Source organism: Hyphomonas sp. (assembly GCF_013823385.1).
Taxonomy (GTDB): domain Bacteria; phylum Pseudomonadota; class Alphaproteobacteria; order Caulobacterales; family Hyphomonadaceae; genus Hyphomonas.
Map to the genome: position 1 here is coordinate 1 of NZ_PNMA01000005.1, position 26,316 is coordinate 26,316.

Genomic DNA, 26,316 nt, shown 5'->3' on the forward strand with positions numbered 1-26,316 from the left:
AGTTGGCAGGAACAGAAGCGTTGGTCGGTCGGTTTCATAAGGTCGGAAAAGATCAAAGGACCGCAGCTGGCTGGTATCGAATCATTGCATATATAGGCTTCCTCGCAACGGCCATATATATGGCATATACAGTATATGTCACTCAACAAGGCGGATATAATGGCACTTTGCTAGAAGCAATGATCGCCAAATCTCAATTGGCGCTATTTCTTCTCATTCCGTCGACTTTTCTCGCAATTGAGCTGCGCCGATTAAACCGAAGCCAAGCTCGCTTACAAGAACTTGAGTTGCTTATCTCAGCTTTTGGTCCTTTCGTTGACGATCTGCCAACAGAAGAAAAGAATAGGCTGAAGCAAACTATGGCACCTGTCTTTTTTAAAGCAGACAGCTCGAAACCCGACACAGAGCCATCGATAACAGATGAACAAGTCAAGCTATTCAAAGAGATATTCAAAATTGGGAAATCTTAAGGCGAACGCATTGTTGATCCCGAAATCGTAACCCAACATCCCGCGCGCAAGCCGGTGGGTATCGCTCCGCTCAACCCACCCTACGCATACATCTCAAAACTTCCCCTTCAGCTCCACCGTAAAAATCGGCCCGAACGCGCGGGAATATTCCTCCGTGCGCACCAGGGGGCCGTTGCGGTCGCCAGCATAGACGCGGCGCCAGTAGGTGTCCTTCTGGTTGGTGAGGTTGCCGAGGGCCACCGTGCCGGTCATGCCGGCGATGTCCTTATGCTCCAGATAGGCCATCAGGAAGGGCGGCTCATTGCCCGAGAGCTGTGTGTCGGAAAGCTGATAGAACGGCTCCTGCTTGAAGCCTTCCAGCACCATGCCCCAGGCAATATCCGTATTCGGAACGTCCTGGCGCAGCTCGATATTATAGTCCCAGATCAGGTGGCCATTGATCGAGCGGCGGATGCCGGTCACCGGATCGTCGGCTTCCGTATCATAATACCGTCCCTTGGCGGTGATCTCGGCGCCGGTGAAACCCAGCTTTGAGAGCTTCAGCGTCGATTCGGTTTCCACCGCATAAGCCTTGGCGCTGTCGATATTGCCCGGCCCCGCCCCCTGCCCGATCGGCACCTGGTCGATCACATCTTCAAGGTCCACATAGATGAAGCGTATGGTGGACGCGCCCCATTCGCCGAAATTCTTCTGCGCCTCCAGCGTATAGCGCCAGGATTGGTTGGGCACGATATTCTGGTTGCCGGACTGGCCATTGCCGAGGTCAAGGTCCACCGAGGAAATGAAGTCATAGAAATTGAGCTGGCCCACGCGCCGCTCCACCTTGCCCACCAGTTTCAGCGTATCGCTCTGCTGCCAGGAAAGGCTGGCAATGCCCTTGGGCCGGGTAAAGCTGCGCTTGTTTTCCGCGTCGCCGGTCTGTTCGAGCTCGGAATATTCCATCCCGCCGGAAATCTGCAGATTGAGCTTGGGGGTGAGTTGGCGCCCATGGGTGAGGATCACCTCGCCCCGGCGTTCCTCCACGCGGCTGTTGGCAAGGTGCAGCGGCACCGGCAGCAGCGGTCCGCCGCCCACGGCCTCTTCCAGCGCGGTTTCGGCCTCCAGGAAGTTGAACGCGCCCTCGGCGGAAATCTGCCAGTCGCGCCCCTTCCCCGTCTGCAGGGCATATTCGCTGCGCAGGATGTATTCGCCCTCGTCAACGCTCTGCTCGAAATTGGACGCATACTGACCAGACCCGTCGAGCCCGCCCATCAGGAACCAGTCTACAAACGGGCTGTGCTCATGCCGCACCAGGCCGATCAGCTTCAACCGGCCCGGCCCGAAACCGAATTCATAGTCCCCGCCGATCTCGGCGTTCCATTCGTCTTCGGACCCCTTGAAGAGGCGCCGCCCCTCCACCCCGCCCAGCGGATAGGTCTTGGAAATCTGCTTGCGGTCCACTTCCCACACGCCGAGCTTGGCGTTGAGATTGGCAATGTCTCCGCTCGCCGGCTTCCAGGAAAGCGACCCGGCGAGCGACACGTCCTCGATCACGCGGGTGAAATCCTCCCGGCGCTGTTCCAGAAGGTTGCCCTGCCCGTCCTGAATGAGGCGCCAGCCCGCGTCGCCCGCCCGTTGCGGCGCGCTGCGCCCTTCCACGCTCCAGCTCAGCGCGCCCTGGCTGCCTGCCAGCGTCACCGTGCCTTCGTTCAGCGAGGGCGGCAGGTTTTCCCGCAGGCGGATCTTGTAGCGCCAGGTGCCGTCCATCGTGCCTTCGCCGTCTGTGATCACGTTGACCACCTTGCCGGTCAGGCCCGGAATATCGGTCTGCGTCCCGTCCAGCACTTCGATGCGCACCACCCGGGCTGCCGCGATCCGGCCGAGTTCAGCTTCGGCCCCGTTCGCCTTGGCAGAGACGCGCTGGCCGTTGATCAGCACATTGCCGCGCGCCTGGCCAAAGCCGCGATTGCCGCTGTCATCGCGGATGATCGCAAAGCCCGGAATACGCCGCACCATGTCCAGCGCCGTCACCGCGCCATATTGGGCAAAATCCGCCGGCACATATTCGGAACGGATCGTTCCGTTTGTGGCGGCGGAGCTGGCATCCGGCACGACGTCCACCGCCGTATCGGCGCCCGCAGGCCCCATCAGCGCCATCACGGCAAGGCTTCCCATCAGCAGCGGTTTCATCGGCATTGGCATTTCCTCCACACTCTCCGAGCAGGCCTGCTTGACAGCGCCGCTCAAATGTCATTTCCGTTTTTCGGTATCGATTTCTCGATCTTCAATAAGATTGAGGCGTGGTCTCACAAGACTACAGATGTAGTCAATAGCTATTTCGATGCGCTCTTGAGGGTCATTCGCACAGGATTGGCCCGCCCTCTGGCGGCCGGGGCGCCCGAACGCCCTGTTTTCAGGGCAATCGGCCGCCGCCCTGCCCGCCCCGCGCCCAAACATGATATTTCGGTAATCCGCCGCAAAACCGCCCCGCCCCCGCCTGACAGCCGCCGCGCCCCGCGTCTTAAGTCGGTGTTCACCGTGTCAGGCCATGAACTAGGCGGGCGCGCGGCAGTAAGCGGCAGAAGGAATTTCCCCATGAAACGGCCCATGAAACGGGTAGCAGTGATCTATGGCGGCTGGTCTTCGGAACGCCCCGTCTCCTTGTCCTCCGGCCAGCAGATGGCCGCTGCCGCCCGCAAGGCCGGCTATGACGTCACCGAGATCGATGTCACCCGCGACCTCGCCGCCCAGCTTGCGCAGGCCAAGCCCGATGCCGTCCTCAACGGCCTGCATGGCCCCTGGGGCGAGGATGGCTGCGTGCAGGGCGTGCTGGAGGTGATGGGCATCCCCTACTCCCATTCCGGCGTGCTCGCCTCGGCCCTCGCCATGGACAAGCTCAAATCCAAAACCGTCTATCGCGGCGCCGGTCTTGATGTGGCCGCCGACAAGCGCGTCACCCGCGCAGAGGCCGCCGCCGCCCATGCCCTGCCCCCGCCCTATGTCATCAAGCCAGTGAACGAAGGCTCGAGCTTCGGCGTGCTGATCGTGCGCGAGGGCGCCAACGGCCCGCCCCAGGAGCTGACCGGCCCGAACTGGCGCTATGGCGACTATCTGATGGCGGAAGAATACATCCCCGGCCGCGAGCTGACCGTCGCCGTCCTCGGAGACCGCGCGCTCGCTGTCACCGAGATCACGACCTTAAGGGACTATTACGACTTTGATGCAAAATACGCGGCTGGTGGATCAAGGCATGTGATCCCGGCAGAGCTGCCCGCGCAGATAACGAAAGCGGCAATGGACGCCGCGCTCGTTGCGCATCAGGCCCTTGGCTGCCGCGGAGCGACACGGTCTGACTTCCGCTATGATGAAGAGAAGGACCGGCTCGTGATCCTCGAGACAAATACCCAGCCCGGCATGACGCCGACCTCGCTCGTCCCCGAGCAGGCCGCGCATGTGGGCATGGCATTCGAGGACCTCGTCGCCTGGATGATCGAGGACGCCTCATGCCAAAGATAGAGCGTAACCAGACCGTTCCCGGCCGCCGCCGCGCGCCGCCCGCCACGATCATCGATGAGACCACGGGCGAGGAAGTGCGCGTTTCGTCGGTGATTTTCGGCATCGTGCTGCTGGTCGCCATCCTTGTCGCCACCGCCGCCTGGATGGGCGGGTCGATGTCGCAGATCGGCTCGCGCTTTGGCGGCTTCATGGATGACACCGCCCGCCTTGCCGGCGTGGACGTGCGCTCGGTCTCGGTAATCGGGCTCGAGCTCAACCCGGCGCTGGCCGATGAAGTGCGCGCCGCCGCGATGATCGAGCCGGGCGAGAACATGTTCCGCGCCGACCCCTATGTCATCCGCCGCCGCGTCGAATCCACCAAGAAAGTCCTGAACGTCCGTGTACACCGCCTCTGGCCCGGCCAGGTGGTGATCCTCGCCGAAGCCGCCGAGCCCGTCGCCCTCTGGCATGACGGGCGCGACTGGAAAGTCGTCGATGGCCTCGGCCGCATCCTGCCGGATGCAAAGGCCGAAGATCATGGCGACCTGCTGCGCCTTGCCGGTCTCGGCGCGCCCGCCGCCGCGCCCCAGCTCACCCGCGCCCTCGCTTCGTCTCCTGACATCAGCGACCGCGTGGCCGTCGCCACCCGCGTCGGCGAGCGCCGCTGGGACATGCGTTTCGTCAGTGGGGTGACGGTTCGCCTGCCCGAAGACGAAGCGCTCGAGCCCGCCCTCGACCGCCTCGCCAAGCTGCAGGTGCGCACCGCCCTCACCCAGCGCCCGCTGGAAATGATCGACCTGCGCTCGCGCAGCCGCGTCTATCTGCGCGCCACCAAGGAAGCCCAGCTCGCCCATCCCCTCACCCCGGCCGGCGAGCGCACCTGATGGCAAACCTGTCGGCCAAACGCCTCGCCCGCCTCCAGAACCAGCGCGCCGGCACCGTCGCTGCCCTCGATATCGGCTGCTCGAAAACCACCTGCCTGATCGGCCGCCCGGATGGCTCCGGCCCGCGCCGCATCCAGATCCTCGGCGGCGGGCGCCAGCAGACGCGCGGCTTCAACGGCTCCGGCATCACCGACATGGAAGGCCTCGAGCGCACCATCCGGGTTGCCGTCGAAGATGCCGAGCGCGAAGCGGGTGAACCGATCAGCGAAGTCATCCTCGGCGTCAGCGGCCCGCAAGTCACCTCCTGCCTTGTCGAAGCCCAGATCGAGCCGGGCGGGCGCGCCGTCACCTCCCGCGATGTGCGCCGCCTGCATGCCCAGGCCATGGCCCGCGTGCCGCAGAAGAATTCGGATATCCTCGCCGCCTGGCCGGTGGTCTACACGATTGACCGCGCCGCCGGCCGCGTGCGCCAGCCCGTCGGCATGATTGCCGGCACGCTGCATGTCCGCATGGCGGTGATCACCGCGCCCAAAACCATCGTCCGCAATCTCGTCGAATGTGTCGGCCGCGCCCATCTCGGCGTCACCAAGCTTGTCCCCTCCTCCATCGCGTCCGGCCTTGGCACGCTGATCGAGGACGAGTTGGAAAACGGCACCATCTGCATTGATATGGGCGCCGGCATCACCGCCGTTTCGGTCTTCCTCAACGGCGCCCCGGCCTGGCTTGGCCTCGTGCCGGTCGGCGGCCAGCATGTCACCGCAGACCTCGCCCAGGGCCTTGGCACCACCTTCGCCGCTGCCGAGCGGATCAAGACCGTCTTTGGCACCGCAGACCTTGAAGGCCCCGGCCTGGCAGAGCGCGTGGAAGCGGCCCGCCTTGGCGATGATGGCCGCCTGCATGCCACGCGCACCGAGCGCGGCGAGATCGCCCGCATCATCGCCCCGCGCATCGAGGAAACCTTCGAACTGGTCGCCCAGATCCTGGAGACCAGCGATGTCCGCAAGGTGCTCCCCCACCGCGTCGTTCTGACCGGCGGGGCCAGCCAGCTTCCCGGCATCCGCGAAGTTGCCAGCCGCTATCTGCGCGCGCCCGTGCGGCTCGGCAAACCGGTGATTTCTGAGTTTCTCGGCGAGACACTGGCAACACCGGCTTTCTCCACCGCATCCGGCCTGATACTCTATCCCGAGTTGGGGTATGCAGATGCGGCGCGGGCTGGCGTGGCATCAACAGAGGATGCTGCCGGATCGGGCACCTGGGTGAATGCCGCACTGCGCTGGCTGAAGGAAAATTTCTAGCGGAATTTCCCTGAAAAGTTTCTGGCGCTATCCACATTCACTTAAGCGTTTTTTAGCCCCGCCACGCGATGGTGGTCGCTGATATGGCCCGGCTGGACGCGAGATTGTGAGAATAGGCACTCGATGACTCAAGAACTCAGACCCAAAATCGTCGTTTTTGGCGTAGGCGGTGCCGGTGGCAACGCGGTCAACAACATGATTGAGGCAAACCTGCAGGGTGTGGAGTTTGTCGTTGCCAACACCGACGCTCAGGCCCTTGCCCGGTCGCAGGCCGAATTGCAGCTCCAGCTGGGCCTGGAGACCACCGGCGGTCTCGGCGCTGGCGCGCGTCCCGAAATCGGCGCCCGCGCGGCTGAAGAATCGCTCGAGGAAATCCGCCTCCACCTGGAAGGCGCCCATATGGTGTTCATCGCCGCCGGCATGGGCGGGGGCACCGGCACCGGCGCAGCCCCCGTCATCGCCCGCGCGGCCCAGGAACTTGGCATCCTCACCATCGCCGTGGTCACCAAGCCCTTCGGCTTTGAAGGCAGCCACCGGATGAAGCTCGCCGAGGAAGGCCTCGCGCGCATCCGCAGCCATGTCGATACGATGATCGTGGTGCCCAACCAGAACCTCTTCCGCATCGCCAATGACCGCACGACCTTCGCCGACGCCTTCCGCATGGCCGATGACGTGCTCTACAATGGCGTGCGCGGCATCACCGACCTGATCGTCATGCCGGGTCTCATCAACCTCGACTTTGCAGACGTCGGCGCCATCATGCGCGGCATGGGCACCGCCCTGATGGGCATGGGCGAAGCCAGCGGCGAAGGCCGCGCGCTGGAAGCGGCCCGCCGCGCCATCGACAATCCCCTGCTCGATGATGTCACGATCCGCGGCGCCAAGGGCGTGCTGATCAACATCACCGGCGGCTATGACATGACCCTGTTCGAGCTGGACGAGGCCGCCAACGAGATCCGCCGCGAGGCCGATCCTGAAGCCAACATCATCATCGGCTCGGCCTTCGATACCGCGCTGGAAGGCACGATCCGCGTCTCCGTGGTTGCCGCCGGCCTGGATGAAGCTGCCCGCCGCCTGCCCGCTGCCCAGCCGGCCACCGCCAGCGTGCGCCAGCCCATCGCGGCCCCGGTCGAGGAAGCCCCCGCCCAGCCCGAGCCTGAGCCGATGCTCGCCGAGCCGGAAATCGAAGACATGCTGGAAACGGTGGCAGAGACGGCCGCCGCCGAAGAGGCCCCCACCCCGGCCAGCAACGCAGAAGACGACGACCGCCCGGTCGTCATCACCCGGCCCCAGCCGGCCACGCGCGCCGTGATCATCGATGACACCGCCGATGCCTCCGATGAGGACGAGGCTGTCACGCCGATGCCGTCGGTCTTCTCCAGCCGCAAGGACGCGCCCTCTGCCGACAGGCCGGCCCGCGAAGCGCCCTCGGCCGGCTTTGCCAACCTCTTCGGCTGGCGCCGCCCCACACCCCAGGGCCAGAACGACACGGCCGATGTTCCGGCGGTGCCCAGCCAGATCGTCACCTCGCCGGACGACCATCCCAAGCCGGCGCCGTTTGACGATGCCGATCTTGAAATCCCGGCCTTCCTGCGCCGGTCGGCCAACAACTGATCTGCCTTCCGAATGTGGCCAGCGCGCGCCCGGACCTCGTCCGGGCGTGTCCGTATTTGTCCGGAAGTGTCCGGATTTGTCCCTTATCTGTCCGAAACTGTCCCGGTGTGTCCCTTCGGTGACAGCTTTTGTAACAGAAATGTCCGTTTATTTTCAGCGTACTAGAACCAACACCCGCCCCATTTTGTAACAACACGCAATATCCCGTGTTTTGATGCTGGCCCCCTCCCTTGCCAAATGAATTCCGAAGGCTGCGCCAGGTGCAGCCGCAGTTCAGGTTGTTGGTTCAATGGTTGATATGCAACACACCCTCGCCAAGGCTGTCAGCTGCGCCGGTGTCGGCGTGCACAGCGGCGTGCGGGCGCGCCTCACCCTGAAACCGGCCCCCACCGGCACCGGCATCGTCTTCGTCCGCACCGATGTGCCAAACGGCACCGGCACCGTGCCCGCCCATGCCGAAACCGTCACCGACACCCAGCTCGGCACCACGATCAGCAATGAACACGGCGTTTCCGTCGCCGTCGTCGAACACCTGCTGGCCGCCATCGCCGGCCTCGGCATCGACAATCTCATCGTCGAGATCGACGCCCAGGAAGTGCCGATCATGGACGGCTCCTCCTCGGTCTTCTACGAGTTGATGATGCTCGCCGGCCTCAAGGCCCAGGGCGCCCTGCGCCGCCGTATCCGCGTGCTGGAACGCGTCGAAGTGGCCGATGGCCCCAAGCGCGCCTCCCTCTCCCCGGTCGCCGATGACAGCCTCACCATGCGCGCCCGCATCGAATACACCGACCCCACAATCGGCGTGCAGCAGATGGCCCTGCGCCTCCTGCCTGGCAGCTTCGCCCGCGATCTCGCCTTCGCCCGCACCTTCGGCTTCGCCCGCGATGTCGACATGCTGCGCGCCATGGGCCTGGCCCGCGGCGGCTCGCTCGAAAACGCCGTGGTGATCGACGATAACGGCATCATGAACCCGGAAGGCCTGCGTGTGGAGGATGAGTTCATCCGCCACAAGATGCTCGACGCTGTGGGCGATCTGATGCTTGCCGGCGCCCCGATTGCCGGCGCCTATGACGCCGTCCAGCCCGGCCATGGCATCAATAACAAGCTGGTGCGCGCCCTGCTCGCCAATCCCTCGGCCTGGTGCTGGGAAGACGCCGGCACTTCCGCCAGCGTGACAGAAGACGTCCGCGCCGCCGTCTGAGCTTTCACCGGATGGCTCTGGCGCTGCCTGCGCCTCAGGCCTGCCCGCTGATCCCGCCATTGGCCGCAGGCCGTGCAGGCTCCGTCCCACTGGCAGCTTCAACCTCACTGTCCGGGTCGGGCCCGCCTGACAGCGTCCGCATCAGCGCCATAAGATGGCTGCGCACGCGGTCGTCCTCGATCCGGGAAAAGTTGCGCACCAGTTCGATCACCGCCCGTGACGAGCTGCCCGGCTCATCTGCCGCCTCGGCCGCGCCAAAGAACCAGCCGGGCAAAACCTCCAGCACTTCGGCAATCTGGGCCAGCCGCCCGGCGCTGATCCGGTTGGCACCGGTCTCGTATTTTTGGATCTGCTGATAGGATATGCCGAGAGCATCGGCCACCTGGTCCTGCGTCAGCCCCAGCAATATCCGCCGCCGGCGCATGCGCTCGCCCACCTGACGGTCCACCTGGTTTGCATCACTCAGTTTGATCGGTCTCATGGAGTTTACCTGACTGCGCCATAGGTTGCGGTTGACCCACCCGAAAACCGGGTTCCGGCGCGTAAAGAAGAACCCTTATACCCGGGGAGCTAGTCCGCAACACCCTTAAGACAAGGCCGCCCTTCCCTGCCGCATGCGCGCAGATGACAAACGGTCTTGGAAACCCCGCACAATCCGGGCTAATCAAGCTGACGAAACGTTCTGAGAGCGCGAGGCCGCACCGCATGTCGAAACTGACGCCCCTTCCCCTCGTGATTCTTGCCAGCGCCCTTGTGGTGACGGCGTGCGCCTCGAGCCGCCGCAATCCCGAGCTTGCCTATGTCGAGCGCCCGGTGGAGCAGCTCTACAATCAGGGCACCGACCGGCTGGACCGCCGCGATTACACCCGCGCCAAGCTGTTCTTCGAGGAAGTCGAGCGCCAGCACCCCTATTCGGAATGGGCCCGCCGCGCGATGGTGATGTCGGCCTATGCCTCCTATCGCTCGCGCGATTACACCACCTCCATCTCCGGCGCGCAGCGGTACCTCTCGCTCCATCCGGGCGGCTCGGAAGCTGAATACGCTTATTACCTGATCGCTCTGAACTATTTCGACCAGATCACCGATGTCGGCCGCGACCAGGCGACCACCGAAAGCGCACGCAACGCCTTTCTGGAGGTCATCCGCCGCTATCCCGACAGCGAGTATGCCCGCGACGCCCGGGTCAAGCTCGACATGGTCAACGACCAGCTCGCCGGTAAGGAAATGACCATCGGCCGCTGGTATCTGCGCTCCAACCAGACGCTGGCCGCCGTCAACCGCTTCCGCCGCGTGGTCACCGAATATCAGACCACCTCTCACGCCGAGGAAGCGCTCCACCGCCTCGTTGAAGCCTATCTCACCCTCGGCCTGCGCGATCAGGCGCTCGCCGCCGGCGCCACGCTCGGCCACAACTATCCGGGCAGCGACTGGTACAAGATGAGCTACCAGCTGCTGACGAATGAGGGGCTCAACCCCGAGACCGTCGACGAGACCACCCGCCGGTCCTTCCTTCAGCGGCTGATCCCCGGCGGCAAGTAACCGCCGGGCCGCCGGCCCGTCAGGCCTCGCCGATCAGGGCGAGCCAGTCGTCTTCCGTCATCACCGTCAGGCCAAGCTGCTCGGCCTTGGCCAGCTTTGAACCAGCGCCGGGCCCGGCGATGACGATATCCGTCTTGGCCGACACCGACCCGGCGACCTTTGCGCCCAGCGCGCTCGCCCGCGCCTTCGCCTCGTCGCGTGTCATCTTCTCCAGCGTGCCGGTGAACACCACTGTCTTGCCCGCCACCGGGCTGTCGGTCGCGGCGGGTACTTCGTCCTCCACCTCGACTTCCTGAAGCAGCGCGGCGAGCATCTCGCGGTTATGCGGCTCGCCCTCGAACGCCATCAGCGCGCGGGCCGCCGCCTGGCCGATGCCGTCAATGCCGATCAGCTCATTGTAAGCCTCGCTGCCCACGCCGCCCTCTTCGGCCGCCCTCACCGCCGCCCAGAAGCTCTGCCAGCTGAGGAAACTGCGCGCAAACTGGGAAGAGGTCGTCTGCCCCACATAGCGGATGCCAAGGCCATTGAGGAAGCGCGCGAATGCCACCTTCCGGCGCGCATCAATCGCGCTGTAAAGCTTCTTCGCAGAGGCCGCGCCAAAGCCTTCCCATTCCTCCAGTGGCGGCAGGCCGGCAGCTTCGATATTCGTCTTCAAGCGGAATATATCCTGCGGCGCCTTCAGCACGCCCTTTTCGAAGAACAGCGCCACCTGTTTCTCGCCCAGCCCGTCAATATCCAGCGCCTTGCGGGACACGAAATGTTTCAGCCGCTCCACCGCCTGGGCCGGACAGATGAGCCCGCCGGTGCAGCGCCGGCGCACATCCTCGCGGCCTGCATCATCGATCTCGCGCACCGCCGCCGAGCCGCAGACCGGGCACGTGTCCGGCATTGTCCAGACCGGCCCCTGCCCGGCTTCCACCACGCGCAACACCTGCGGGATCACATCGCCCGCCCGCTGTACCTCCACCCGGTCGCCCGGCTTCACCCCAAGGCGCGCGATCTCGTCCTCATTGTGCAACGTGGCATTGGAGACCACCACGCCCCCGACCGTCACCGGCTCCAGCCGCGCCACCGGCGTCAGCGAACCGGTCCGCCCCACCTGAATATCGATGCCGAGCAGCCGCGTAACCGCCTTTTCAGCCGGAAACTTGTGGGCAATCGCCCAGCGCGGCGCGCGGCTGACAAAGCCGAGCCGCTGCTGCCAGTCCAGCCGGTCCACCTTGTAGACCACCCCGTCAATATCATATTCAAGGCCCGCGCGTTCGGCCTCGATTTCGGTATAATAGGAGAGGACTTCCTCAACCGTCTCGATACGGATCATACGCGGATTGGTAACAAATCCCCAATCGGCAAAAGCGCCAACCGCCTCAAACTGTGTCTCCGCAAAAGGCGCGCTCGCCGCCGCCCAGGCATAGGCAAAGAAACGCAAGGGCCGCGCCTTGGTAATCTCCACGTCCAGCTGACGCAGGCTGCCGGCCGCCGCATTGCGCGGATTGGCGAAGGTCTTGCGCCCGGCCGCCTCTTCGCGCACATTCAGCGCGGCAAAGTCGGACTTGGCCATATACACTTCGCCCCGGATCTCGATGCTATCCGGCCAGCCTGAACCTTTCAGCTTTGCCGGTATATCCTTCAGGGTACGGGCATTCTTGGTCACGTCCTCGCCCGTCTGCCCGTCCCCGCGCGTTGCCGCGCGCATCAGCTTGCCCTTCTCATAGGTGAGGCTGAGCGAGAGGCCGTCAATCTTGGGCTCGGCGGTAAAGGCCACCACCTCTTCGGCCGGCAGCCCGAGAAAGCGGCGGATGCGGGCGGCAAAGTCGGCCACATCTTCATCCGTGAACGCATTGTCGAGCGAGAGCATCGGCGCACTGTGGCGGGCCTTGGCAAAGCCGTCGCCTGCCTCGGCGCCCACCCGCTCGGTCGGGGAATCCTCGCGCTTGAGCTCCGGGAAACGCGCTTCGATGGCAAGGTTGCGCTGGCGCAGGGCGTCATAGTCGGCGTCGGTCAGCTCCGGCGCGTCATTCTGGTAATAGGCCGCATCCGCATCCGCGATCGCCCTGGCGAGGCGTTCCAGCTCTGCGGCCGCTTCTGCCGGCGTCAGCGCCTCGACCGGTTTTTCCGCGCTCATGCATCCTCCATCAGCCTCCCTGCCGCCGCGCGCGCCTCATCGGTGATTTCCGCGCCCGACAGCATGCGGGCAATTTCTTCCCGCCGTCCGCACGCGTCTAGCAAGCTGAGCTGGGTCTCGCCAGCCTCCGGAAGCTTCTCGATCAGCCAGTGATTGTCCCCGGCGGCGGCCACCTGCGGGCTGTGGGTCACGGCAAATACCTGCCGCGTGCGCGCCAGATGCTCGAACCGCTCGCCAATGGCGGCGGCGACCGCCCCGCCCACGCCCTGATCGGCCTCGTCAAAGATCAGCGTGCCCGCGCTGCCGGCCTCGGCGAGCGCGCATTTCAGCGCCAGCGACACCCGCGCCAGCTCCCCGCCCGAGGCCACCTTGCGCAGCGCGCCAAAGCCCGCGCCCGGATTGGTCTCGGCCTCAAATTCCACCCGTTCGGCCCCGGCCGCGCCAGCTTCCTCCTCGGCGAGTGGCACCAGCGCCACCCGGATCGTCGCCCGGCCGAGCTTCAGCGGTTTGAGCTCCGCCGCAATCGCCGCTTCCAGCCGCCCGGCGGCGCCCTTGCGCGCCTGCGTCAGCCGGTGGGCCGCGCCATGCCAGCGGGCCCGCGCCGCGTTTTCCGCCGCCTCGGCCGCCTTGAGGCCGGCGTCGCCCGCCTCCACCAGGTCGAGCCGCCCGCGCAGTGCCTCCAGCCGGGCCGGCAACAGCTCTGCCTCCCCGCCATATTTCCGCGCCGCCGCGCGCAGCGCAAAGAGGCGCGCCTCCACCGCGTCGAGATCCCCCGACGCTTCGGGCAGCGCCGCCAGCCGCGCCACGGCGAGTTCTGCCTCGCGCACCTCGATCAGCGCCCGCTCGATCGCCTCGGCGGCGGCCCGCGCGGTTTCGGCCAGCTGGCCCTCCCCGCTTTCAAAGCCCGGCAACCGGCAGATCCGCTCGGCCGCCCGCGCCGCCTTGCCGAGCGCGGTTTCAGACCCGCCCTTGGCGAGCGCCTCTTCAGCCTCGGCAACCGCTTCCTGGATACGCTCGGCCTGCATCAGGCGCATCCGCTCCTCGGCCAGCCTTTCGGCCTCGCCCGCCTGCGGCGCCAGGCGTTCCAGCTCCTCGACCGATGCCATCAGCCATTCGCGCGCCTCCCGCGCCGCGTCCTGCTCCGCCTTCAGCCGCGCCCGCTCGGCCCGCGCGGCGTCCAGCGCCTGCCAGGCGGCGGCGCATTCGGCCAGCAGCGCCTCATTGCCGGCAAACTGGTCCAGCAGCCGGCGATGGGAGGATGGCCGCATCAGGCTGGACGCCGCATGCTGCCCATGGATCTCCACCAGCAGGTCGCCCGCCTCGGCCAGCAGCGACGCGCTCACCGGCTGGTCATTGATGAAGCCGCGCGCGGGCCCCTGCGCCCGCACCACGCGTTTCAGCGTCAGCGTCTCGCCCGCCTGCGCCGCCACGCCCTGCCCGGTCAGCAGCGCCCAGACCGGATGATCTCGCGCCACCTCAAACTCGGCCGCAACGCTCGCCTGCCCGGCGCCCGCGCGGATCACGCCCCGGTCAGCCGGCCCGCCGAGGGCAAGCGCAATGGCGTCAAGAATGATGGATTTGCCCGCGCCGGTTTCCCCGGTCAGGGCGGTGAAGCCTTCCCCCGGCGAAAGATCGAGCCGGGAAATAAGCACGAAATCACGGATAGAGACTGAGAGCAGCATGAAGGGGCTGATACCACGAGAACAAAATGAGAACAACCAGAATCATGGGCTTGCGCGCAGAGGCCACTTCGCCCCATCTTCGGCCCCGGCGCTGCGGGGCGCATCAGGAGGCGGGGTGCAGATAAGGCGCGCGCAGATCATGGCAGGCTTCAAGGGCGCGGGGCTCGCCATCGTCGCGCTCCTCATCCTCTGCTTCTGGTATCTGGGCGCGGCCTGGCTGTCGGGAAAACTGCCGCTCGGCGGGCGGGCCCAGGCCGAGGAGCCGGGCGCGCCGGTCACCTATCTCTGCGAAGCGCCCTTCCACACCGACATCGCCCTCCCCCTCCACGACCCCCTGTTCGACTGGGCCGCCGAATTGAAAGACGAGCTGCCTGCCTGGCTGCCGCCGGACACCTACGTCCTCTTCGGCTGGGGCGACTTGGTCTTCTTCACGCGCGTGCTGCAGCCCGAGGACATGACCCCCGGCCGCGTCCTCAGCGCGCTTGCCGGGCTGAACGAGACCGCCGTGCGCATCGTGCCGGTGGATGGCGGCTCGGTGGACGAGTTCTGCGCGCCCATTCAGGTCGACAGTGAAGGCCGCGCCGCCCTGATCGCGCATATCCGCGAGACCTTCGAGCGGGACAGTGCCGGCGAGCTGCAGATGATCCCGACGCCGGTGCCGGGCGAAATCCTGGTCCGTGCCCGGGGCCGCTACAGCATGTTCAACACCTGCAACCAGTGGACAGCCGCCGCCCTCGGCAAGGCCGGCCTGCCGCGCGCCCTCTTCGCCCCCTTCGCATGGAACGTTACGTCACCCTTGCAAGCCCGGCTGGAGACGGATACCGAGGAGGTAACTCTATACAACTAGATTAATGGGAGGAGTTAGAATGATTGGTCCGAATGGCCGCCCCTGTCCGGAATGGTTCGCCAAGCCCCAGCTCGGCATCTTCATCCACTGGGGCATGTTCACCATCCCCGCCTGGGCCCCGCGCGGCCGCGCCATCCACGAGCTTCATGGCGACGACTATTATATGAGCGCGGTGATGACCCCCTATTCGGAATGGTATGACAATGCCGTCCGCGTCGAAGGCAGCGAAACGCGCAAACGCCATCTGGAGCTTTACGGAGACAAACCGTACAAGGACTTCTTCCCCGAATTCGATGCCCAGTCGCAGAAGTTCAATGCCGATGAATGGGCCGATTTCTTCGTCGAATGCGGCGCCACCCATTGCGTCTTCGTCACCAAGCATCATGACGGCCTCTGCCTCTGGCCGACGGAAGTTGAAAACCCCCACCGCCCCGGCTGGCATACAGAGCGCGACTTTGTCGGTGAGCTCGCTGATGCCGTGCGCGCCCGCGGCCTGCGCTTTGGCCTTTATTATTCCGGCGGCCTCGACTGGACCTTCCGCGACACGCCGATTGCCAATCTCGGAGACATGTTCGCCTGCGTCCCCACCGAGCAGGATTACCGCGACTATGCCCTCGCCCAGGCGAAAGAACTGATCGATCGCTACAAGCCCTCGATCTTCTGGAACGACATCGCCTGGCCCAATGGCGAGGATGTGCCTGTGCTGCTGGACTATTATTACAAGGCCGTGCCCGATGGCGTCACCAATGACCGCTGGCTCGGCGCGCACGACTTCTTCAATTCCCTGCGCCATGACGAAACCCGCAAGGGCTTCAACGACATGATGAAGGAACGCTCCGCCGGCGGCGCGCAGGAAGAAACCCCCGCGCCGTATGCGGATTATCGCTGCGTCGAATTCGGCCTCGGCGTCGTGCCCAGGGAACACAAATGGGAGGCCTGCCGCGGCCTCGGCCTCGGCTTTGGCTACAACTCGGCGGAAATCCCGGAAGACTATATGACCAGCGGCGAGGTGATCGCCCTCTATAAGGACGTCACCTCAAAGCGCGGCAACCTGCTGATCAATATCGGCCCCCTCGCCGATGGCACGATCCCGGACCTGCAGAAAGCCCCGCTGCGCGCATTGGGTCAGTATCTGAAGGGCTGACGGCGGCGGGCTTAGCCCGCCCGCTCCACCACATCGGCCACCGGCCGGCGCCGCGCGCCGTGCCGGCCCTTGAAGCGCACCTTCTGGCCCACCCGCACATGCGCCCGCCCCGGCGCCAGCCGGAACTGCACCGGGCTTTTCACGCGGTCACACCGGATAAGGCCCACGGCCCTCTGCCGGTCGAGATGGATCACATTGCCTGACACCCATTCGTCCGGGTCCAGGTCTGGCGCGCGGGCCGGGCCGGACGCTACCTGCGCCAGCATCACCATGGCCGGGCCATCCGACAGCGCCCCCGTCACAGCCCCCTCTGCCGCCAGCGGCCCCTTCGCCCCGCGCCCGCCCGCCAGCCGCGCCACCAACACAACCGCCAGAACCAGGATCAGCGCCCCCGCCAGCCCCACCACGAGCATCCGCGCCGTCTCATCCCACGCCGCCGGCAACAGCGATGTCACCGGCCTCAGTATTTCCTGAATATCCAAGTCTGCCTCCCTCAAGCCCCAACAAGGATTAGATCGCCGCCCGCCCCCGCCAAGCACCGCCGCAATTTTCCGCAATCGGAACCTTCCCGCTGCCTGAATTTTGGGCAGCTTGTTCGCGCCCATTGCCGGGCAAACAAAAACGCCCCAGCCTTGCGGGCCGGGGCGTCTGGGTCTCGTCTGTGGCGGCGAAATCAGATCTTCGCGCAGGCTTTCTTCAGCCAGTCTTTCACCTCGCCGTCGAGCTTGCGGCCGAGCAGTTTCAGAACGCGCTTGTGATAGTCGTTCACATATTTGCGCTCCTCCTTCGTCAGCATCTTCACATCGATCAGGTCACGGGCCAGCGGCGCAAAGGTCAGGCATTCAAAGCCGAGCATCGCAATCTCCCCGCCCGGAATATCCTCCGCAGGCGTCACATATTGCAGATTCTCGATGCGGATGCCGTATTCCCCGGCCTTGTAGAAGCCCGGCTCGTTGGAAACGATCATCCCCGGCATCAGCGGCACCGGGTTCCACGGCTTGGCAATCCGGTGGGGCCCTTCATGCACGCCGAGATAAACCCCCACGCCATGGCCGGTGCCATGCTGATAGTCGAGCCCCGCCTGCCACAGCGCATGGCGCGCCAGTACGTCCAGATGCGTCCCCGTGGTGCCCGGCGGAAAGCGCACGGTCGCCAGCGCAATATGCCCCTTCAGCACGCGGGTATAGTTCGCGCGCATTTCCTCCGTAGGCGTCCCGATCGGCACGGTGCGCGTCACATCCGTCGTCCCGTCAAGATACTGGCCGCCCGAATCGATCAGGAACAGAGAGCCGCGCGCCAGCTTCCGGTCAGAGGCCGTGGAAACGCGGTAATGCGGCAGCGCGCCATTCGGCCCCGCCCCGGAGATCGACGGGAAGGAGAGATCGTTGAGATTGCCGAGTTCCTCGCGAAAGGCTTCCAGCTTCACCACCGCGTCAATCTCGGTCACCTCCCCGCTCTGCGCCTCGGTGTCGAGCCAGTGGAGGAAGCGCGTCAGCGCCACCCCGTCGCGGATATGCGCCGCCGTCGTGCCCTTGATCTCCGCTTCATTCTTGCACGCCCGCGGCAGTGCCACCGGGTCGCGCTGGCGCAGGATGGTGGCGCCCGCCTCCTTCAGCGCATCAAAGAACCAGGCCGAAGCCACATCCGGATCAAGGCTCACCGTCTTGCCCGAAAGGCCTTTAAGTCCCTCGTCCAGCTTGCTCAGCGGGCGGAGCGTTACCCGGTTGCCAAGGTGCCGGCGCAGCGCCGCGTCGGTCTTCTCCTCATCGATGAACAGCTCTGCCGATCCATCCGCCTTGAGGATCGCCCGCCCCAGCGGCAGCGGCGTACAGCTTACGTCCCCGCCCCGGATGTTGAATGCCCAGGCAAGCGAGGCCGGCGAAGTCAGCACCGCCGCATCCGCCCCGTCGCGGGCGAGCTGCGCGCCAACCGCTTCCAGCTTGTCGGTATGCGCCACGCCCGCATGCTTGACAGCCTGCGGAACAACTTTTGCCATCGGCTGGGGCGGGCGGTCTTTCCAGGCCGCATCAATCGGGTTCTCGGTCACCGCCACCAGCTCGGCCCCGGCCTTCGCTGCGGCCGCTGCCAGCGCGGCCACATCGTTCGGGCTCATCAGGCGCGGGTCATACCCCACCTTCTTGCCCTTCAGGCTCTGCTGCGCCAGCCAGCCAAACGCGCCGGGGTCGGGAATGCCCACCACCTCGAACAGCGCCGGGTCCGTCTGGTCGCCGGCCTGCAGCGTGTAGCGTCCGTCGGCAAACAGCACCGCCCTGTCGGTAAACACGAAGGCGGAGCCGAACGAGCCGGTAAACCCGCTCACCCAGGCCAGGCGCTCATTCGCGTCGGGCAGGTATTCGTTCTGATATTCATCGTCATGGGGCACGTAGAGGCCATCAAGGCCCTGGCGTGCGAGTTCACGGCGAAGCAGCGGAAGATGGGCCCGGCCGTCCTGCGGCCCACCCTTGATGTCGAATGTCTGTCTCATGCCCCTTCATAGCGCCAACTGGCGCTGCCGGAAAGCAAGCAAGCTATGCAAATAAGCATGGAAAAACGTCACATTCCATACTGTTTTGTTTAGCTCGCACCCTATATAGGCCGCACACAAACATTGCTGCGCCGCAGCAAAATGATAATTAACAAGGTATTAAAATGAAAACCGAAATTAACCTCTCGCCGTCGGCCGATATGGTGATCGAGAGCGTCCTGCGCCCGGCAATGGACACCCAGGCTGCGCCCGCCGCAGCGCCTGCCGCGCATGAAAGCGCCCGCGACGCCCTCGTCCGCCTCAACATCCTGGCCCGCCGCCAGCAACGCTGGGATCGCCGCGCCGCCCGCGCCTGATCCGTCCTTATTCGCCTGCCGCTCCACACCCTCCCATCGGGGGCGGCAGCTGAAGATCGCCCGGCCAGGCGTCCTCCCCCCACGCGCCGGCGCGATCCCCTCCCCGCCCATCCCTCCCCAGGGATGGGCCGGAGGGCCAAGGGGGCTCTTCTAAAATTGGATTGGGGCCGAACCCCTCACCCCTTCTTCCGGAACACCAGCGTTGACCAGCCGTCGCGCTTGATGCGTTTCTGGAAGAGGAGGTTGTGCCCCTCATAGGCAGCGCGCACCGGCCCGGCCTGATGATGCAGCAGCCCCGAAAGGATGATCGTCGCCCCCGGCGCCGACAGCCGCTCGATCTCGCCGGCAAGGCCGATCAGCGGCTTCATCAGGATATTGGCAAATACCGTATCATAGGGGCCTGCCTGCCGGATCGCCGGATTGTTGGCGCCTGCCACATGATGCACGAAGAAACGGCTCACCTGGTTCTTCTTCGCATTCTCGCGCGCCACGAATACCGAGTCCCGGTCAATGTCGCTGCAGGACGCCATCTCCGCGCCGACTTTCAGCGCCGCAATCGCCAGCACGCCCGATCCCGTGCCGAGATCCAGCACGCGCCCCGGCTTGCGATAGCGCCGCGCCTGCGCCAGTGCCAGGAGGCAGCCCAGCGTCGTGCCATGATGGCCCGTGCCGAAGGCAGGGCCCGCTTCGATCAGTACAGAGATTTTCCCGGGCGAGGACTGGGCCAGCGCATGGCTGCCCGCCACCACGAACGGCCCGGCATTCACCGGCGGCAGCCCTTCCAGCGACAGCGTCACCCAGTCGCGCTCGACAATCTCCTCGATCCGCGCGGTCAGCTCCGGGGCGGCCGCCTCGATGAGGGCGACGCATTCTTCGGCCTCTTCCATCGTTTCGCAGAAGGCGTCGATCCGCCAGGCGCCGCGCGCATCTTCCTTGGCATCGACCGCGCCTGCGGGCGAAGGGTCCGCCCAGGCGAGCGCGTCCCATGCCGTTTCCACTGGCCCCCGCGGGCCTCTTGCCGTGATCTGGTACATGGCGGCGCGCTTAGCAGGCCGCCCCCGCCTTGGGAAGCGGGCAAGGCGCGCCGCGCGGGCCCCATCCTAACAAAGTTTAACACAACCTCTGCGGGCCCGCGGCGTTGTAACGGGACAGCAACCCCAAAAGGAGACGATCCATGCCGACACCCTCCGGCCATACCAGCGCCATTCCCGCAAGCCGCACCATCGGCACCTCCGTCTACAACACTGCCGGCGACAAGATCGGCAAGGTCGAAGACGTGATGCTCGACAAGATGGACAATTCCATTCTCTACGCCGTTGTCGGCTTCGGCGGCTTCCTGGGCATGGGCGAGAAATACCATCCGGTTCCGTGGTCCACGCTGGACTACAGCAAGGAGAAGGATGGCTATGTCGTGCCCTTCACCAAGGAGCAGCTGGAAGCGGCCCCGGCCGATTCCATCGACGAGCTGACCAAGAATGACGGCCACGCCGCGCGCGACGCCGCCTACAACTACTACAAGGTCCAGCCCTACTGGCTCTGATCCCCTGCCAGTAAAGCCTGGACAAGAAGGCGGTGGCTTCGGCCGCCGCCTTTTCGTTTGGGGAGTCCCCCGGACTCAGAAAATTACCGTTTTTCGATAAAAACTACTGGAAACGCCCCCACCGGTTCCTATATGATAATCGATAAGACAGCAGAGGAGCCGAGCAATGGCCTTCACCACCGAAGACATGATCCTGATCGAGCAGCGCGCCGCCAATGAGAAGAAGAGCGCCGGCGCCGCCTATCTGCTCTGGTTCTTCCTGGGCTGGATCTCGGCGCACCGCTTCTATCTCGGCAAGCCGGTCACGGCGATCCTGCAGATCGTCAGCTATTTCTTCCTGATCGGCTTTGTCTGGTGGGTGCTGGACCTCTTCCTCATCCCGGCGATCATCGACCAGAAGATGGACGCCGCCCGCTCCGACGCCGCCTGGGCCATCCGCCGCAGCCGCTACGCCTGACACTTGAACACCCCGGCGGCTGCCCTCCTCCCACAGCCGCCCCCAAGGCCCCGAAGCGCTCCCCCGCTCCGGGGCCTTCTCGTTTCACCGCCCCCGTCAGGGCACGGCTATCTGCAAGGAAAACCTGTCTTCCGCCCCGAGCGTGTCGGTGATGACCATCACGCGGTCCCCATCCCCGGAAAAGAAGACCCGGCGCGGGTATCCGCGGGCAGTGCCCACCGACAGCGGCACATGCTCCATCTCAAGGACGCCTTCGCGTTCGAGCCCGGTATCGGAATAATAGACAACCTTGCCGGCGATCGAGGGGTCGGACTGCGATATGTTCACCGCAAGCGCCCAGACACCCCGTTGCGAAGAATGTTCGGCCCACATCAACTGCATGTCCCCATCGACAGCCTGGATAAACACCATGTCTGTCGCCGGATCGTCAGAGGAATGGAACAGTTCCGCCCGCCGCGATATCATGACCGCCCCGTCTTCCCTGAACCAGGGCGGCCCCTCGACATCGCGCAGTTCCGGTTGCGGCATGCTTCCGACAAAGGAGATGGGCGAGGTCGTCAGATCCCATCTGTCAAACTGGAACCTCCCGGACCGGCGCGTCGCCGTGTACAGACGGTCTCCATTGGGATGCATCCGCGTGTCATCTCCGCGCGTCGCCCATCCTGCCTGCACCTCCGTGCCAGCGTCCATGTCCACCGAGACAATCGCGTTCCAGACCCCATATTCATTCGGCATATGGGCAACGCCGCGGCGATCGAGCACAATATCGCCAAAGCTGGTCGATATCTGCTGGGTCGCAATCACCGCCGCCGTTTCCAGATCAATCCGGCTGATCAAGCCCGTATGGGCCACATAAGCCTGCCGCCCGTCAAAGGACAGCCCGATCCGGTACCCTTCCCTGGACAACGGCACACGCGCCTCCCCCAGCCCGTCCAGCCGCAGGATGCGCAGCTCGCGCCGGTCCGGCGAAAAGTATGTGAACAGATCAAGGGCTTTGGAATACTCTCCATCCTCGGCTATCCCGTCGAGGCGAAAGACCACCGGCTTTCCCGGCGCAGCCACATTCACGGTTATCTGCTGAGGCACGCCGGTGCGCACTCCATCATCGGCGTTCATCGAGAAGACATAGGTTCCCGCCACCGCTGGTGTAAAGTTCAGCGCGGCGCTTCTCATGTCGGCAATCACCAGAGAACTTGCAGCCGGCTGGCTGACGATTGTCCATGCAAATTGCAGGGGCCGGCCCTCAGGGTCGAAACTATCGCCCGCATCCAGCCGGATGCTTTCCCCCACCCGGCCTGCGGAATATTTCTGCAGGGTCAGCACGGGAGGAAGGTTCATCCCGCTGGGGCTGGGAAGGGAGTATTTCAGAATGTAATAGGCCTGCGGCTGCGTCAGGTCATCCTGCGCCAGGATATAGCTTTCGTCGCTCGCCTGATCGGACCAGACATATTTGGCATAGAGTTGCCGGCCCTGCGCGCCGCCGATGCGCGGCATCGGCAGGACACTGGCAGGCTTACCACCCCCGGCGCCGAACAGGCTCGCCTGCGTGGCGAGACCGTTCGCATCCCCGGTCAGAACGCTCCAGTAGTTCGTAAACTGATTATAGGAAGCGTTCGTGATGTTGACAGCATCAATCATCGCCAGGAAGCGCATGTCGGTGGCCGGGTCCGAACTGCTCTCAACAATGACGCCGCATGCCGTCAGGATCGATCTCCCGTCGCCAGCCAGCCATTTGTTTCCGCAGAAACTATACTGCCCGTGATAGGGCGAATCCCGCACGCCCAAAAAATGCCCGGCACTCACACTGATACGCCGGATATCGTCGGGAAAAAAACTCCGGTCATCGACCGAGTAAAGCCCCTCTCCGGAAGGGTGCATCTTCAATTGGGACCCCCGGAAAATACTCGTCAGGTCTGACTTCAGCCCCGAAGGACTGATGGATATCACCTTGCGGAAAATATCGCCTTCTGACTGGACAGCATAAACATACCCATCGTCCGCAATGCTGATATTGGCGGAAGCCCCATATGCCGGAAGGGTCCACACGATCTCGTAGGAAGACAGGTCAACAACACTGATCGATGTCTCATGGCCAATTGCAGCGAGGTGTCCGTTCGGCGAAACCGCAATCGAAAGGCCCGGCAGGGGAAGGCTGGTAACAGCCGCTTCCCGCCCCCCTCTCAGCACCATGAGCGATCTCTCGTGCAGAGCTGCGACAACTCCCTCACCCGCTGACCCGGCGACCATCCGGAACGGCGCGTTCAGTGGCCGGATGGTATACAAGCTTGCCTGGATAGGCCCGGTCGTTGCCGTCGTGACGGCATATCCGTCACTTACGGAAACCTCGAATGTGTATTCGCCCTCGGCGTCGAACTCTATCGGCACCACGGCGCCCTCAAAGCTCGTCTGAAGGGCCGAGGCAGAAGGCGCACTTGTCAGCCGCCAGGAATAAGTGAGCAAATGGCCATTTACGTCATTTGAACCACTGGCATCCAGCAGCACCTCTTCCCGGATGGCAGGCATCGCCTCAGAGGCAACCACAGACACCACCGGCGCATCATTGGTCAGCGTTACCGTTACCGTGTCGGCGTTCTCCGCGCCCGCCGGATCCACCACGCGGAGACGGATGACATAGTCGCCCGGAGCCATGGCCATAAGGCGCGCGATCGGCACGCTCTCGCCGCTGATCGTGGCATTGGCCCCTGCCGGCTGGGACACGATGGACCAGACATAGGAAAGCGGATTGCCATCGGGATCGGTGCTGGCGCTGCCGTCGATCTGATAGCCGGCCGGAAGGATGGCGGCCGTGAAGTCCGGTCCGGCAGCGGCGACAGGTGGGCGGTTGGCAGGTGGCGGCGTGCTGCCGCCGCCTCCATTTCCGCCGCCGCCCGGCGCGCTTCCGGTGCCGCCACCGCCGCCCCCGCCTCCACATGCAGCCAACAGGAAACCGAGCGCAGCAATCGCTGCCGCAATACCAACCCGCACAGAAAGCCCCTCTTTTAGATTGCGGCATCCTCCCCAATAGTTGCCGGTGCCGCAACCCCAAATTTGTGAAAGTATCGTGGCAACACACTGGTGGAATTGAAAAAATTAATCATTCCCCGGCGAGGCGAACTTTCCGGTGCCCGCACCCCAGAATTGCCGCAGCCGCCCTCATCGGCTGCTTGATCCGGGCCCGGAAGACTTTGAGTGAGGCGCGCAGGACTTGACGAGTTATTTTCAATATCGTAGAAATATTATCAATAAACGGAAGGAAATGCAGATGTCAGATTATGCGCGCGGCAAGGGCGTCTCCAGCGCCGTCACCTATGTGGACCCCAATGCCGCTTTCCGCTGGCTGGAAGACGCCTTCGGCTTTGAGCCGGTGATGGTCATCCTGGATGAGAATGAGCGCATCGCCCATTCGGAGATGGTCTTTGGCAACGGCCTCATCATGGTCGGCGGCGAATGGTCGGAAAATCATCGCAGCCCGAAAAGCCTCTCCGGCGTCAACACCCAGTCTGTCCACTTGCAGCTTGGCGATGGCGAAGACATCGATGCCCATTGCGCCCGCGCGCAAAAGGCCGGGGCCGAAATCCTTCAGATGCCGGACGATCAGTTCTACGGCGACCGTACCTATCGCGCCCGCGACCTTGAAGGCCATATCTGGACCTTCGGCGTCACCGTGAAAAAGCTGAGCCCGGCCGAATGGGACAAGGCCTCCGGCGGCAGCCTTCACACCCGGACGCGCCTGTGAGCAAGCCCGCCCGCCTCGATACCGTCTTCGCTGCCCTCGCCGATCCAGGCCGCCGCCGCGCGGTGGAACTGCTGGGGCAGAAGCCGCGCAGCGCCGGCGAGCTGGCCAGCGCCCTCGGCCTGGCCGCCCCCGCCATGAGCCGCCATCTGCGCCTCCTCAAACAGGCCGGCCTTGCGCAGGAAACCCATCCGGAATTTGATGCCCGTGTACGGATCTATTCCCTGAAGGAGGGCGCCATGGCCGATCTGAAGCTCTGGCTGGCAGAGACCGAAGCCCTCTGGACCGGCCAGCTCACCGCCTTCAAGGCGCATGTCGAAGCCAGGGCAAAGGCACCGAAAAAGCCGTGAGCGCCGTGATCGTCTCTCTCCGCGTGCCTGCCCGCCCGGAGGAGGCCTTTGACATCTTCACCGGAGAGATTGCCGCCTGGTGGCAACCCTCCGCCCTCTTCCAGCTCACCCCGCGCGGCGATGGCACGCTGAGCTTTGAGGGGGAGACCCGCCTCATCACCACCCTGCCCAATGGCAAGGTGTTCGAGATCGGCCGCGTCACCGCCTGGCAGCGCGGCGCGCGCCTCGCCTTCTCCTGGCGCCAGGCGACCTTTGCGCCAGATCAGCTCACCCATGTCGACATCCGCTTCGAGGCGGCCGGCGAAGACACCCGCGTCACGGTCACCCATCGCGGCTGGGACGCCATCCCGCAGGACCATGTCGCCCGCCACGGCTTTCCCCTCGCCGCCGCCCAGATGCGCTTGGCCGAATACTGGCGCGCCCAGCTCGCCGCCTTCAGCCAGGTCCGTAGATCGCCCTGAAGTGATCCCACAGCGCAGCCCGCGTCGTGTTGAACCCCTCCACCACCAGCGCGTCATCGGCGGCCACAGAATCGGGCGCTGCCTCATCGATGAAGATGTGCGACGTCGGGATCGCCCAGCCGGGCGCGTCCAGCGTTCCGGCACAGAGGATGACAAGGCCGGGCGCCACATCCGGCCCATGCCACAGCCGCGCGCCGCAATGCCGGCAGCGATAGATCGAGATCTGATTGCCACTGCCCCCGGTGCGCCGGAAAAGGTCGAGCTGCCCAGCGGTCACCTCAAACCCGGCCTTGGCCACATGCAGGTAAACGGCGACCGGTCCCCCCGAAAGGCGCTGGCAATCCCTGCAATGGCAGGCATTCACCGCCATCGGCCGCGCGCTCACCCGGTAGCGCGCCCGGCCGCAATGGCACCCGCCTTCCAGCGGCAGCGGAGGCAAAGGCGGGCGGGCAACAGCAATCCGTTTCATGCCCCAAATCCTGCCCTCCGCCCCGCCCGCAGGCAAGCCGGGCCTCTGCATGGCTCCCTTTCCCGGAAATCCCCCGGCAATTGACGCGGGCCGCCCCCTCGCCGACAGTTGCACGCATGAAACGCGCTCTTTTTGCCTCCGCCGCCCTTTTCTGTGCCGCCTGTGTCACGGCCAGTCCGGTTTTGTCCAA

General features: G+C 64.8%; 24 protein-coding genes. 15 read left to right on the forward strand and 9 right to left on the reverse strand.

Going from position 1 to position 26,316, the window contains the following annotated elements; all coding sequences use genetic code 11:
- Positions 1-470, forward strand: a 470-nt coding sequence (locus tag C0456_RS04640; RefSeq protein WP_291048870.1) for a hypothetical protein, incomplete at its 5' end; no start/stop codon positions are given.
- 93 nt (positions 471-563) lie between these two features.
- Here the strand turns inward: C0456_RS04640 and C0456_RS04645 are convergent.
- Positions 564-2,645 carry a TonB-dependent siderophore receptor gene (locus C0456_RS04645; protein ID WP_291048872.1) on the reverse strand — a complete coding sequence of 694 codons (2,082 nt, stop codon included), beginning with the start codon at positions 2,643-2,645 and terminating at the stop codon, positions 564-566.
- A gap of 411 nt (positions 2,646-3,056) precedes the next feature.
- Here C0456_RS04645 and C0456_RS04650 point away from each other — a divergent pair, with 411 nt between their 5' ends.
- The 5 genes from C0456_RS04650 (at position 3,057) to lpxC (ending at position 8,938) form a co-directional block, all read left to right on the forward strand.
- Positions 3,057-3,965, forward strand: a complete 909-nt coding sequence (locus tag C0456_RS04650) for a D-alanine--D-alanine ligase (protein ID WP_291048874.1) — start codon at positions 3,057-3,059, stop codon at positions 3,963-3,965.
- On the forward strand, positions 3,953-4,828 hold the full coding sequence (locus C0456_RS04655) for a cell division protein FtsQ/DivIB (RefSeq protein WP_291048876.1): 876 nt from the start codon (positions 3,953-3,955) through the stop codon (positions 4,826-4,828). Before C0456_RS04650 ends, C0456_RS04655 begins: the two co-directional genes overlap by 13 nt.
- Positions 4,828-6,123 carry a cell division protein FtsA gene (gene ftsA, locus C0456_RS04660; protein WP_291048878.1) on the forward strand — a complete coding sequence of 432 codons (1,296 nt, stop codon included), beginning with the start codon at positions 4,828-4,830 and terminating at the stop codon, positions 6,121-6,123. Before C0456_RS04655 ends, ftsA begins: the two co-directional genes overlap by 1 nt.
- Positions 6,124-6,246: 123 nt before the next feature.
- Positions 6,247-7,737 carry a cell division protein FtsZ gene (ftsZ, locus tag C0456_RS04665; RefSeq protein WP_291048880.1) on the forward strand — a complete coding sequence of 497 codons (1,491 nt, stop codon included), beginning with the start codon at positions 6,247-6,249 and terminating at the stop codon, positions 7,735-7,737.
- A gap of 289 nt (positions 7,738-8,026) precedes the next feature.
- Complete coding sequence (gene lpxC / locus C0456_RS04670; RefSeq protein ID WP_291048883.1) at positions 8,027-8,938, forward strand: UDP-3-O-acyl-N-acetylglucosamine deacetylase; 912 nt, start codon at positions 8,027-8,029, stop codon at positions 8,936-8,938.
- 34 nt (positions 8,939-8,972) lie between these two features.
- On the opposite strand, the gene C0456_RS04675 is transcribed toward lpxC, so the two are convergent.
- Positions 8,973-9,419, reverse strand: a complete 447-nt coding sequence (locus C0456_RS04675) for a helix-turn-helix domain-containing protein (protein ID WP_291048885.1) — start codon at positions 9,417-9,419, stop codon at positions 8,973-8,975.
- Positions 9,420-9,643: 224 nt separating this feature from the next.
- Here C0456_RS04675 and C0456_RS04680 point away from each other — a divergent pair, with 224 nt between their 5' ends.
- Positions 9,644-10,477: an outer membrane protein assembly factor BamD gene (locus C0456_RS04680; RefSeq protein WP_291048887.1), complete on the forward strand. Its 834-nt coding sequence runs from the start codon at positions 9,644-9,646 to the stop codon at positions 10,475-10,477.
- A gap of 19 nt (positions 10,478-10,496) precedes the next feature.
- On the opposite strand, the gene ligA is transcribed toward C0456_RS04680, so the two are convergent.
- On the reverse strand, positions 10,497-12,602 hold the full coding sequence (ligA, locus tag C0456_RS04685) for an NAD-dependent DNA ligase LigA (RefSeq protein WP_291048890.1): 2,106 nt from the start codon (positions 12,600-12,602) through the stop codon (positions 10,497-10,499).
- Positions 12,599-14,284, reverse strand: coding sequence for a DNA repair protein RecN (locus C0456_RS04690; RefSeq protein WP_291048892.1), 1,686 nt, complete (start codon positions 14,282-14,284; stop codon positions 12,599-12,601). The genes ligA and C0456_RS04690 overlap by 4 nt, the downstream gene beginning before the upstream one ends.
- Before the next feature lie 115 nt (positions 14,285-14,399).
- Between C0456_RS04690 and C0456_RS04695 the strand changes: the two genes are divergently transcribed.
- Both C0456_RS04695 and C0456_RS04700 read left to right on the forward strand, forming a co-directional pair.
- On the forward strand, positions 14,400-15,131 hold the full coding sequence (locus C0456_RS04695; protein WP_291048894.1) for a DUF2459 domain-containing protein: 732 nt from the start codon (positions 14,400-14,402) through the stop codon (positions 15,129-15,131).
- Positions 15,132-15,150: 19 nt separating this feature from the next.
- On the forward strand, positions 15,151-16,275 hold the full coding sequence (locus C0456_RS04700) for an alpha-L-fucosidase (protein ID WP_291048896.1): 1,125 nt from the start codon (positions 15,151-15,153) through the stop codon (positions 16,273-16,275).
- 11 nt (positions 16,276-16,286) lie between these two features.
- Here the strand turns inward: C0456_RS04700 and C0456_RS04705 are convergent, their stop codons facing one another.
- Both C0456_RS04705 and C0456_RS04710 read right to left on the reverse strand, forming a co-directional pair.
- Complete coding sequence (locus C0456_RS04705) at positions 16,287-16,730, reverse strand: hypothetical protein (protein WP_291048899.1); 444 nt, start codon at positions 16,728-16,730, stop codon at positions 16,287-16,289.
- A 218-nt stretch (positions 16,731-16,948) separates the two neighbouring features.
- The gene (locus C0456_RS04710) at positions 16,949-18,760 is read right to left on the reverse strand and encodes an aminopeptidase P family protein (RefSeq protein ID WP_291048901.1); all 1,812 of its coding nucleotides are present in this window, start codon (positions 18,758-18,760) and stop codon (positions 16,949-16,951) included.
- 164 nt (positions 18,761-18,924) lie between these two features.
- Between C0456_RS04710 and C0456_RS04715 the strand changes: the two genes are divergently transcribed.
- Positions 18,925-19,116 carry a hypothetical protein gene (locus C0456_RS04715; RefSeq protein ID WP_291048903.1) on the forward strand — a complete coding sequence of 64 codons (192 nt, stop codon included), beginning with the start codon at positions 18,925-18,927 and terminating at the stop codon, positions 19,114-19,116.
- Between the two features lie 176 nt (positions 19,117-19,292).
- Here C0456_RS04715 and C0456_RS04720 read toward each other — a convergent pair whose 3' ends face one another.
- On the reverse strand, positions 19,293-20,114 hold the full coding sequence (locus C0456_RS04720) for a 50S ribosomal protein L11 methyltransferase (RefSeq protein ID WP_291048906.1): 822 nt from the start codon (positions 20,112-20,114) through the stop codon (positions 19,293-19,295).
- A gap of 176 nt (positions 20,115-20,290) precedes the next feature.
- Between C0456_RS04720 and C0456_RS04725 the strand changes: the two genes are divergently transcribed.
- Complete coding sequence (locus C0456_RS04725; protein WP_291048909.1) at positions 20,291-20,656, forward strand: PRC-barrel domain-containing protein; 366 nt, start codon at positions 20,291-20,293, stop codon at positions 20,654-20,656.
- 166 nt (positions 20,657-20,822) lie between these two features.
- A complete protein-coding gene (locus C0456_RS04730) occupies positions 20,823-21,113 on the forward strand; it encodes a TM2 domain-containing protein (RefSeq protein ID WP_291048911.1) in 291 nt (96 codons plus the stop codon).
- Between the two features lie 96 nt (positions 21,114-21,209).
- Here the strand turns inward: C0456_RS04730 and C0456_RS04735 are convergent, their stop codons facing one another.
- Entirely contained in the window at positions 21,210-24,098 is a 2,889-nt protein-coding gene (locus C0456_RS04735; RefSeq protein ID WP_291048914.1) for a hypothetical protein, read from the reverse strand.
- A 277-nt stretch (positions 24,099-24,375) separates the two neighbouring features.
- Between C0456_RS04735 and C0456_RS04740 the strand changes: the two genes are divergently transcribed.
- Genes C0456_RS04740 through C0456_RS04750 form a run of 3 tightly spaced genes read left to right on the forward strand, consistent with a single transcriptional unit; the run spans position 24,376 to position 25,657 of the window.
- Positions 24,376-24,849 carry a VOC family protein gene (locus C0456_RS04740; protein ID WP_291048917.1) on the forward strand — a complete coding sequence of 158 codons (474 nt, stop codon included), beginning with the start codon at positions 24,376-24,378 and terminating at the stop codon, positions 24,847-24,849.
- Positions 24,846-25,196: a helix-turn-helix transcriptional regulator gene (locus C0456_RS04745; protein ID WP_291048920.1), complete on the forward strand. Its 351-nt coding sequence runs from the start codon at positions 24,846-24,848 to the stop codon at positions 25,194-25,196. Before C0456_RS04740 ends, C0456_RS04745 begins: the two co-directional genes overlap by 4 nt.
- Positions 25,193-25,657, forward strand: a complete 465-nt coding sequence (locus C0456_RS04750) for an SRPBCC domain-containing protein (RefSeq protein ID WP_291048922.1) — start codon at positions 25,193-25,195, stop codon at positions 25,655-25,657. Before C0456_RS04745 ends, C0456_RS04750 begins: the two co-directional genes overlap by 4 nt.
- Here C0456_RS04750 and C0456_RS04755 read toward each other — a convergent pair.
- The gene (locus C0456_RS04755) at positions 25,632-26,126 is read right to left on the reverse strand and encodes a GFA family protein (protein WP_291048925.1); all 495 of its coding nucleotides are present in this window, start codon (positions 26,124-26,126) and stop codon (positions 25,632-25,634) included. The two genes, C0456_RS04750 and C0456_RS04755, sit on opposite strands and share 26 nt — an antisense overlap.
- Positions 26,127-26,316 lie beyond the last annotated feature (190 nt).

Excerpts from the sequence above, each read along its gene's own strand:
- C0456_RS04700 (WP_291048896.1), top strand. The coding sequence starts at position 15,151 with ATGATTGGTCCGAATGGCCGCCCCTGTCCGGAATGGTTCGCCAAGCCC.
- C0456_RS04730 (WP_291048911.1), top strand. The coding sequence starts at position 20,823 with ATGGCCTTCACCACCGAAGACATGATCCTGATCGAGCAGCGCGCCGCC.
- ligA (WP_291048890.1), bottom strand. The coding sequence starts at position 12,602 with ATGAGCGCGGAAAAACCGGTCGAGGCGCTGACGCCGGCAGAAGCGGCC.
- ftsZ (WP_291048880.1), top strand. The coding sequence starts at position 6,247 with ATGACTCAAGAACTCAGACCCAAAATCGTCGTTTTTGGCGTAGGCGGT.
- C0456_RS04655 (WP_291048876.1), top strand. The coding sequence starts at position 3,953 with ATGCCAAAGATAGAGCGTAACCAGACCGTTCCCGGCCGCCGCCGCGCG.
- C0456_RS04725 (WP_291048909.1), top strand. The coding sequence starts at position 20,291 with ATGCCGACACCCTCCGGCCATACCAGCGCCATTCCCGCAAGCCGCACC.
- C0456_RS04650 (WP_291048874.1), top strand. The coding sequence starts at position 3,057 with ATGAAACGGGTAGCAGTGATCTATGGCGGCTGGTCTTCGGAACGCCCC.
- ftsA (WP_291048878.1), top strand. The coding sequence starts at position 4,828 with ATGGCAAACCTGTCGGCCAAACGCCTCGCCCGCCTCCAGAACCAGCGC.
- lpxC (WP_291048883.1), top strand. The coding sequence starts at position 8,027 with ATGGTTGATATGCAACACACCCTCGCCAAGGCTGTCAGCTGCGCCGGT.
- C0456_RS04740 (WP_291048917.1), top strand. The coding sequence starts at position 24,376 with ATGTCAGATTATGCGCGCGGCAAGGGCGTCTCCAGCGCCGTCACCTAT.
- C0456_RS04715 (WP_291048903.1), top strand. The coding sequence starts at position 18,925 with ATGAAAACCGAAATTAACCTCTCGCCGTCGGCCGATATGGTGATCGAG.
- C0456_RS04675 (WP_291048885.1), bottom strand. The coding sequence starts at position 9,419 with ATGAGACCGATCAAACTGAGTGATGCAAACCAGGTGGACCGTCAGGTG.
- C0456_RS04645 (WP_291048872.1), bottom strand. The coding sequence starts at position 2,645 with ATGCCGATGAAACCGCTGCTGATGGGAAGCCTTGCCGTGATGGCGCTG.
- C0456_RS04690 (WP_291048892.1), bottom strand. The coding sequence starts at position 14,284 with ATGCTGCTCTCAGTCTCTATCCGTGATTTCGTGCTTATTTCCCGGCTC.
- C0456_RS04680 (WP_291048887.1), top strand. The coding sequence starts at position 9,644 with ATGTCGAAACTGACGCCCCTTCCCCTCGTGATTCTTGCCAGCGCCCTT.
- C0456_RS04710 (WP_291048901.1), bottom strand. The coding sequence starts at position 18,760 with ATGAGACAGACATTCGACATCAAGGGTGGGCCGCAGGACGGCCGGGCC.
- C0456_RS04755 (WP_291048925.1), bottom strand. The coding sequence starts at position 26,126 with ATGAAACGGATTGCTGTTGCCCGCCCGCCTTTGCCTCCGCTGCCGCTG.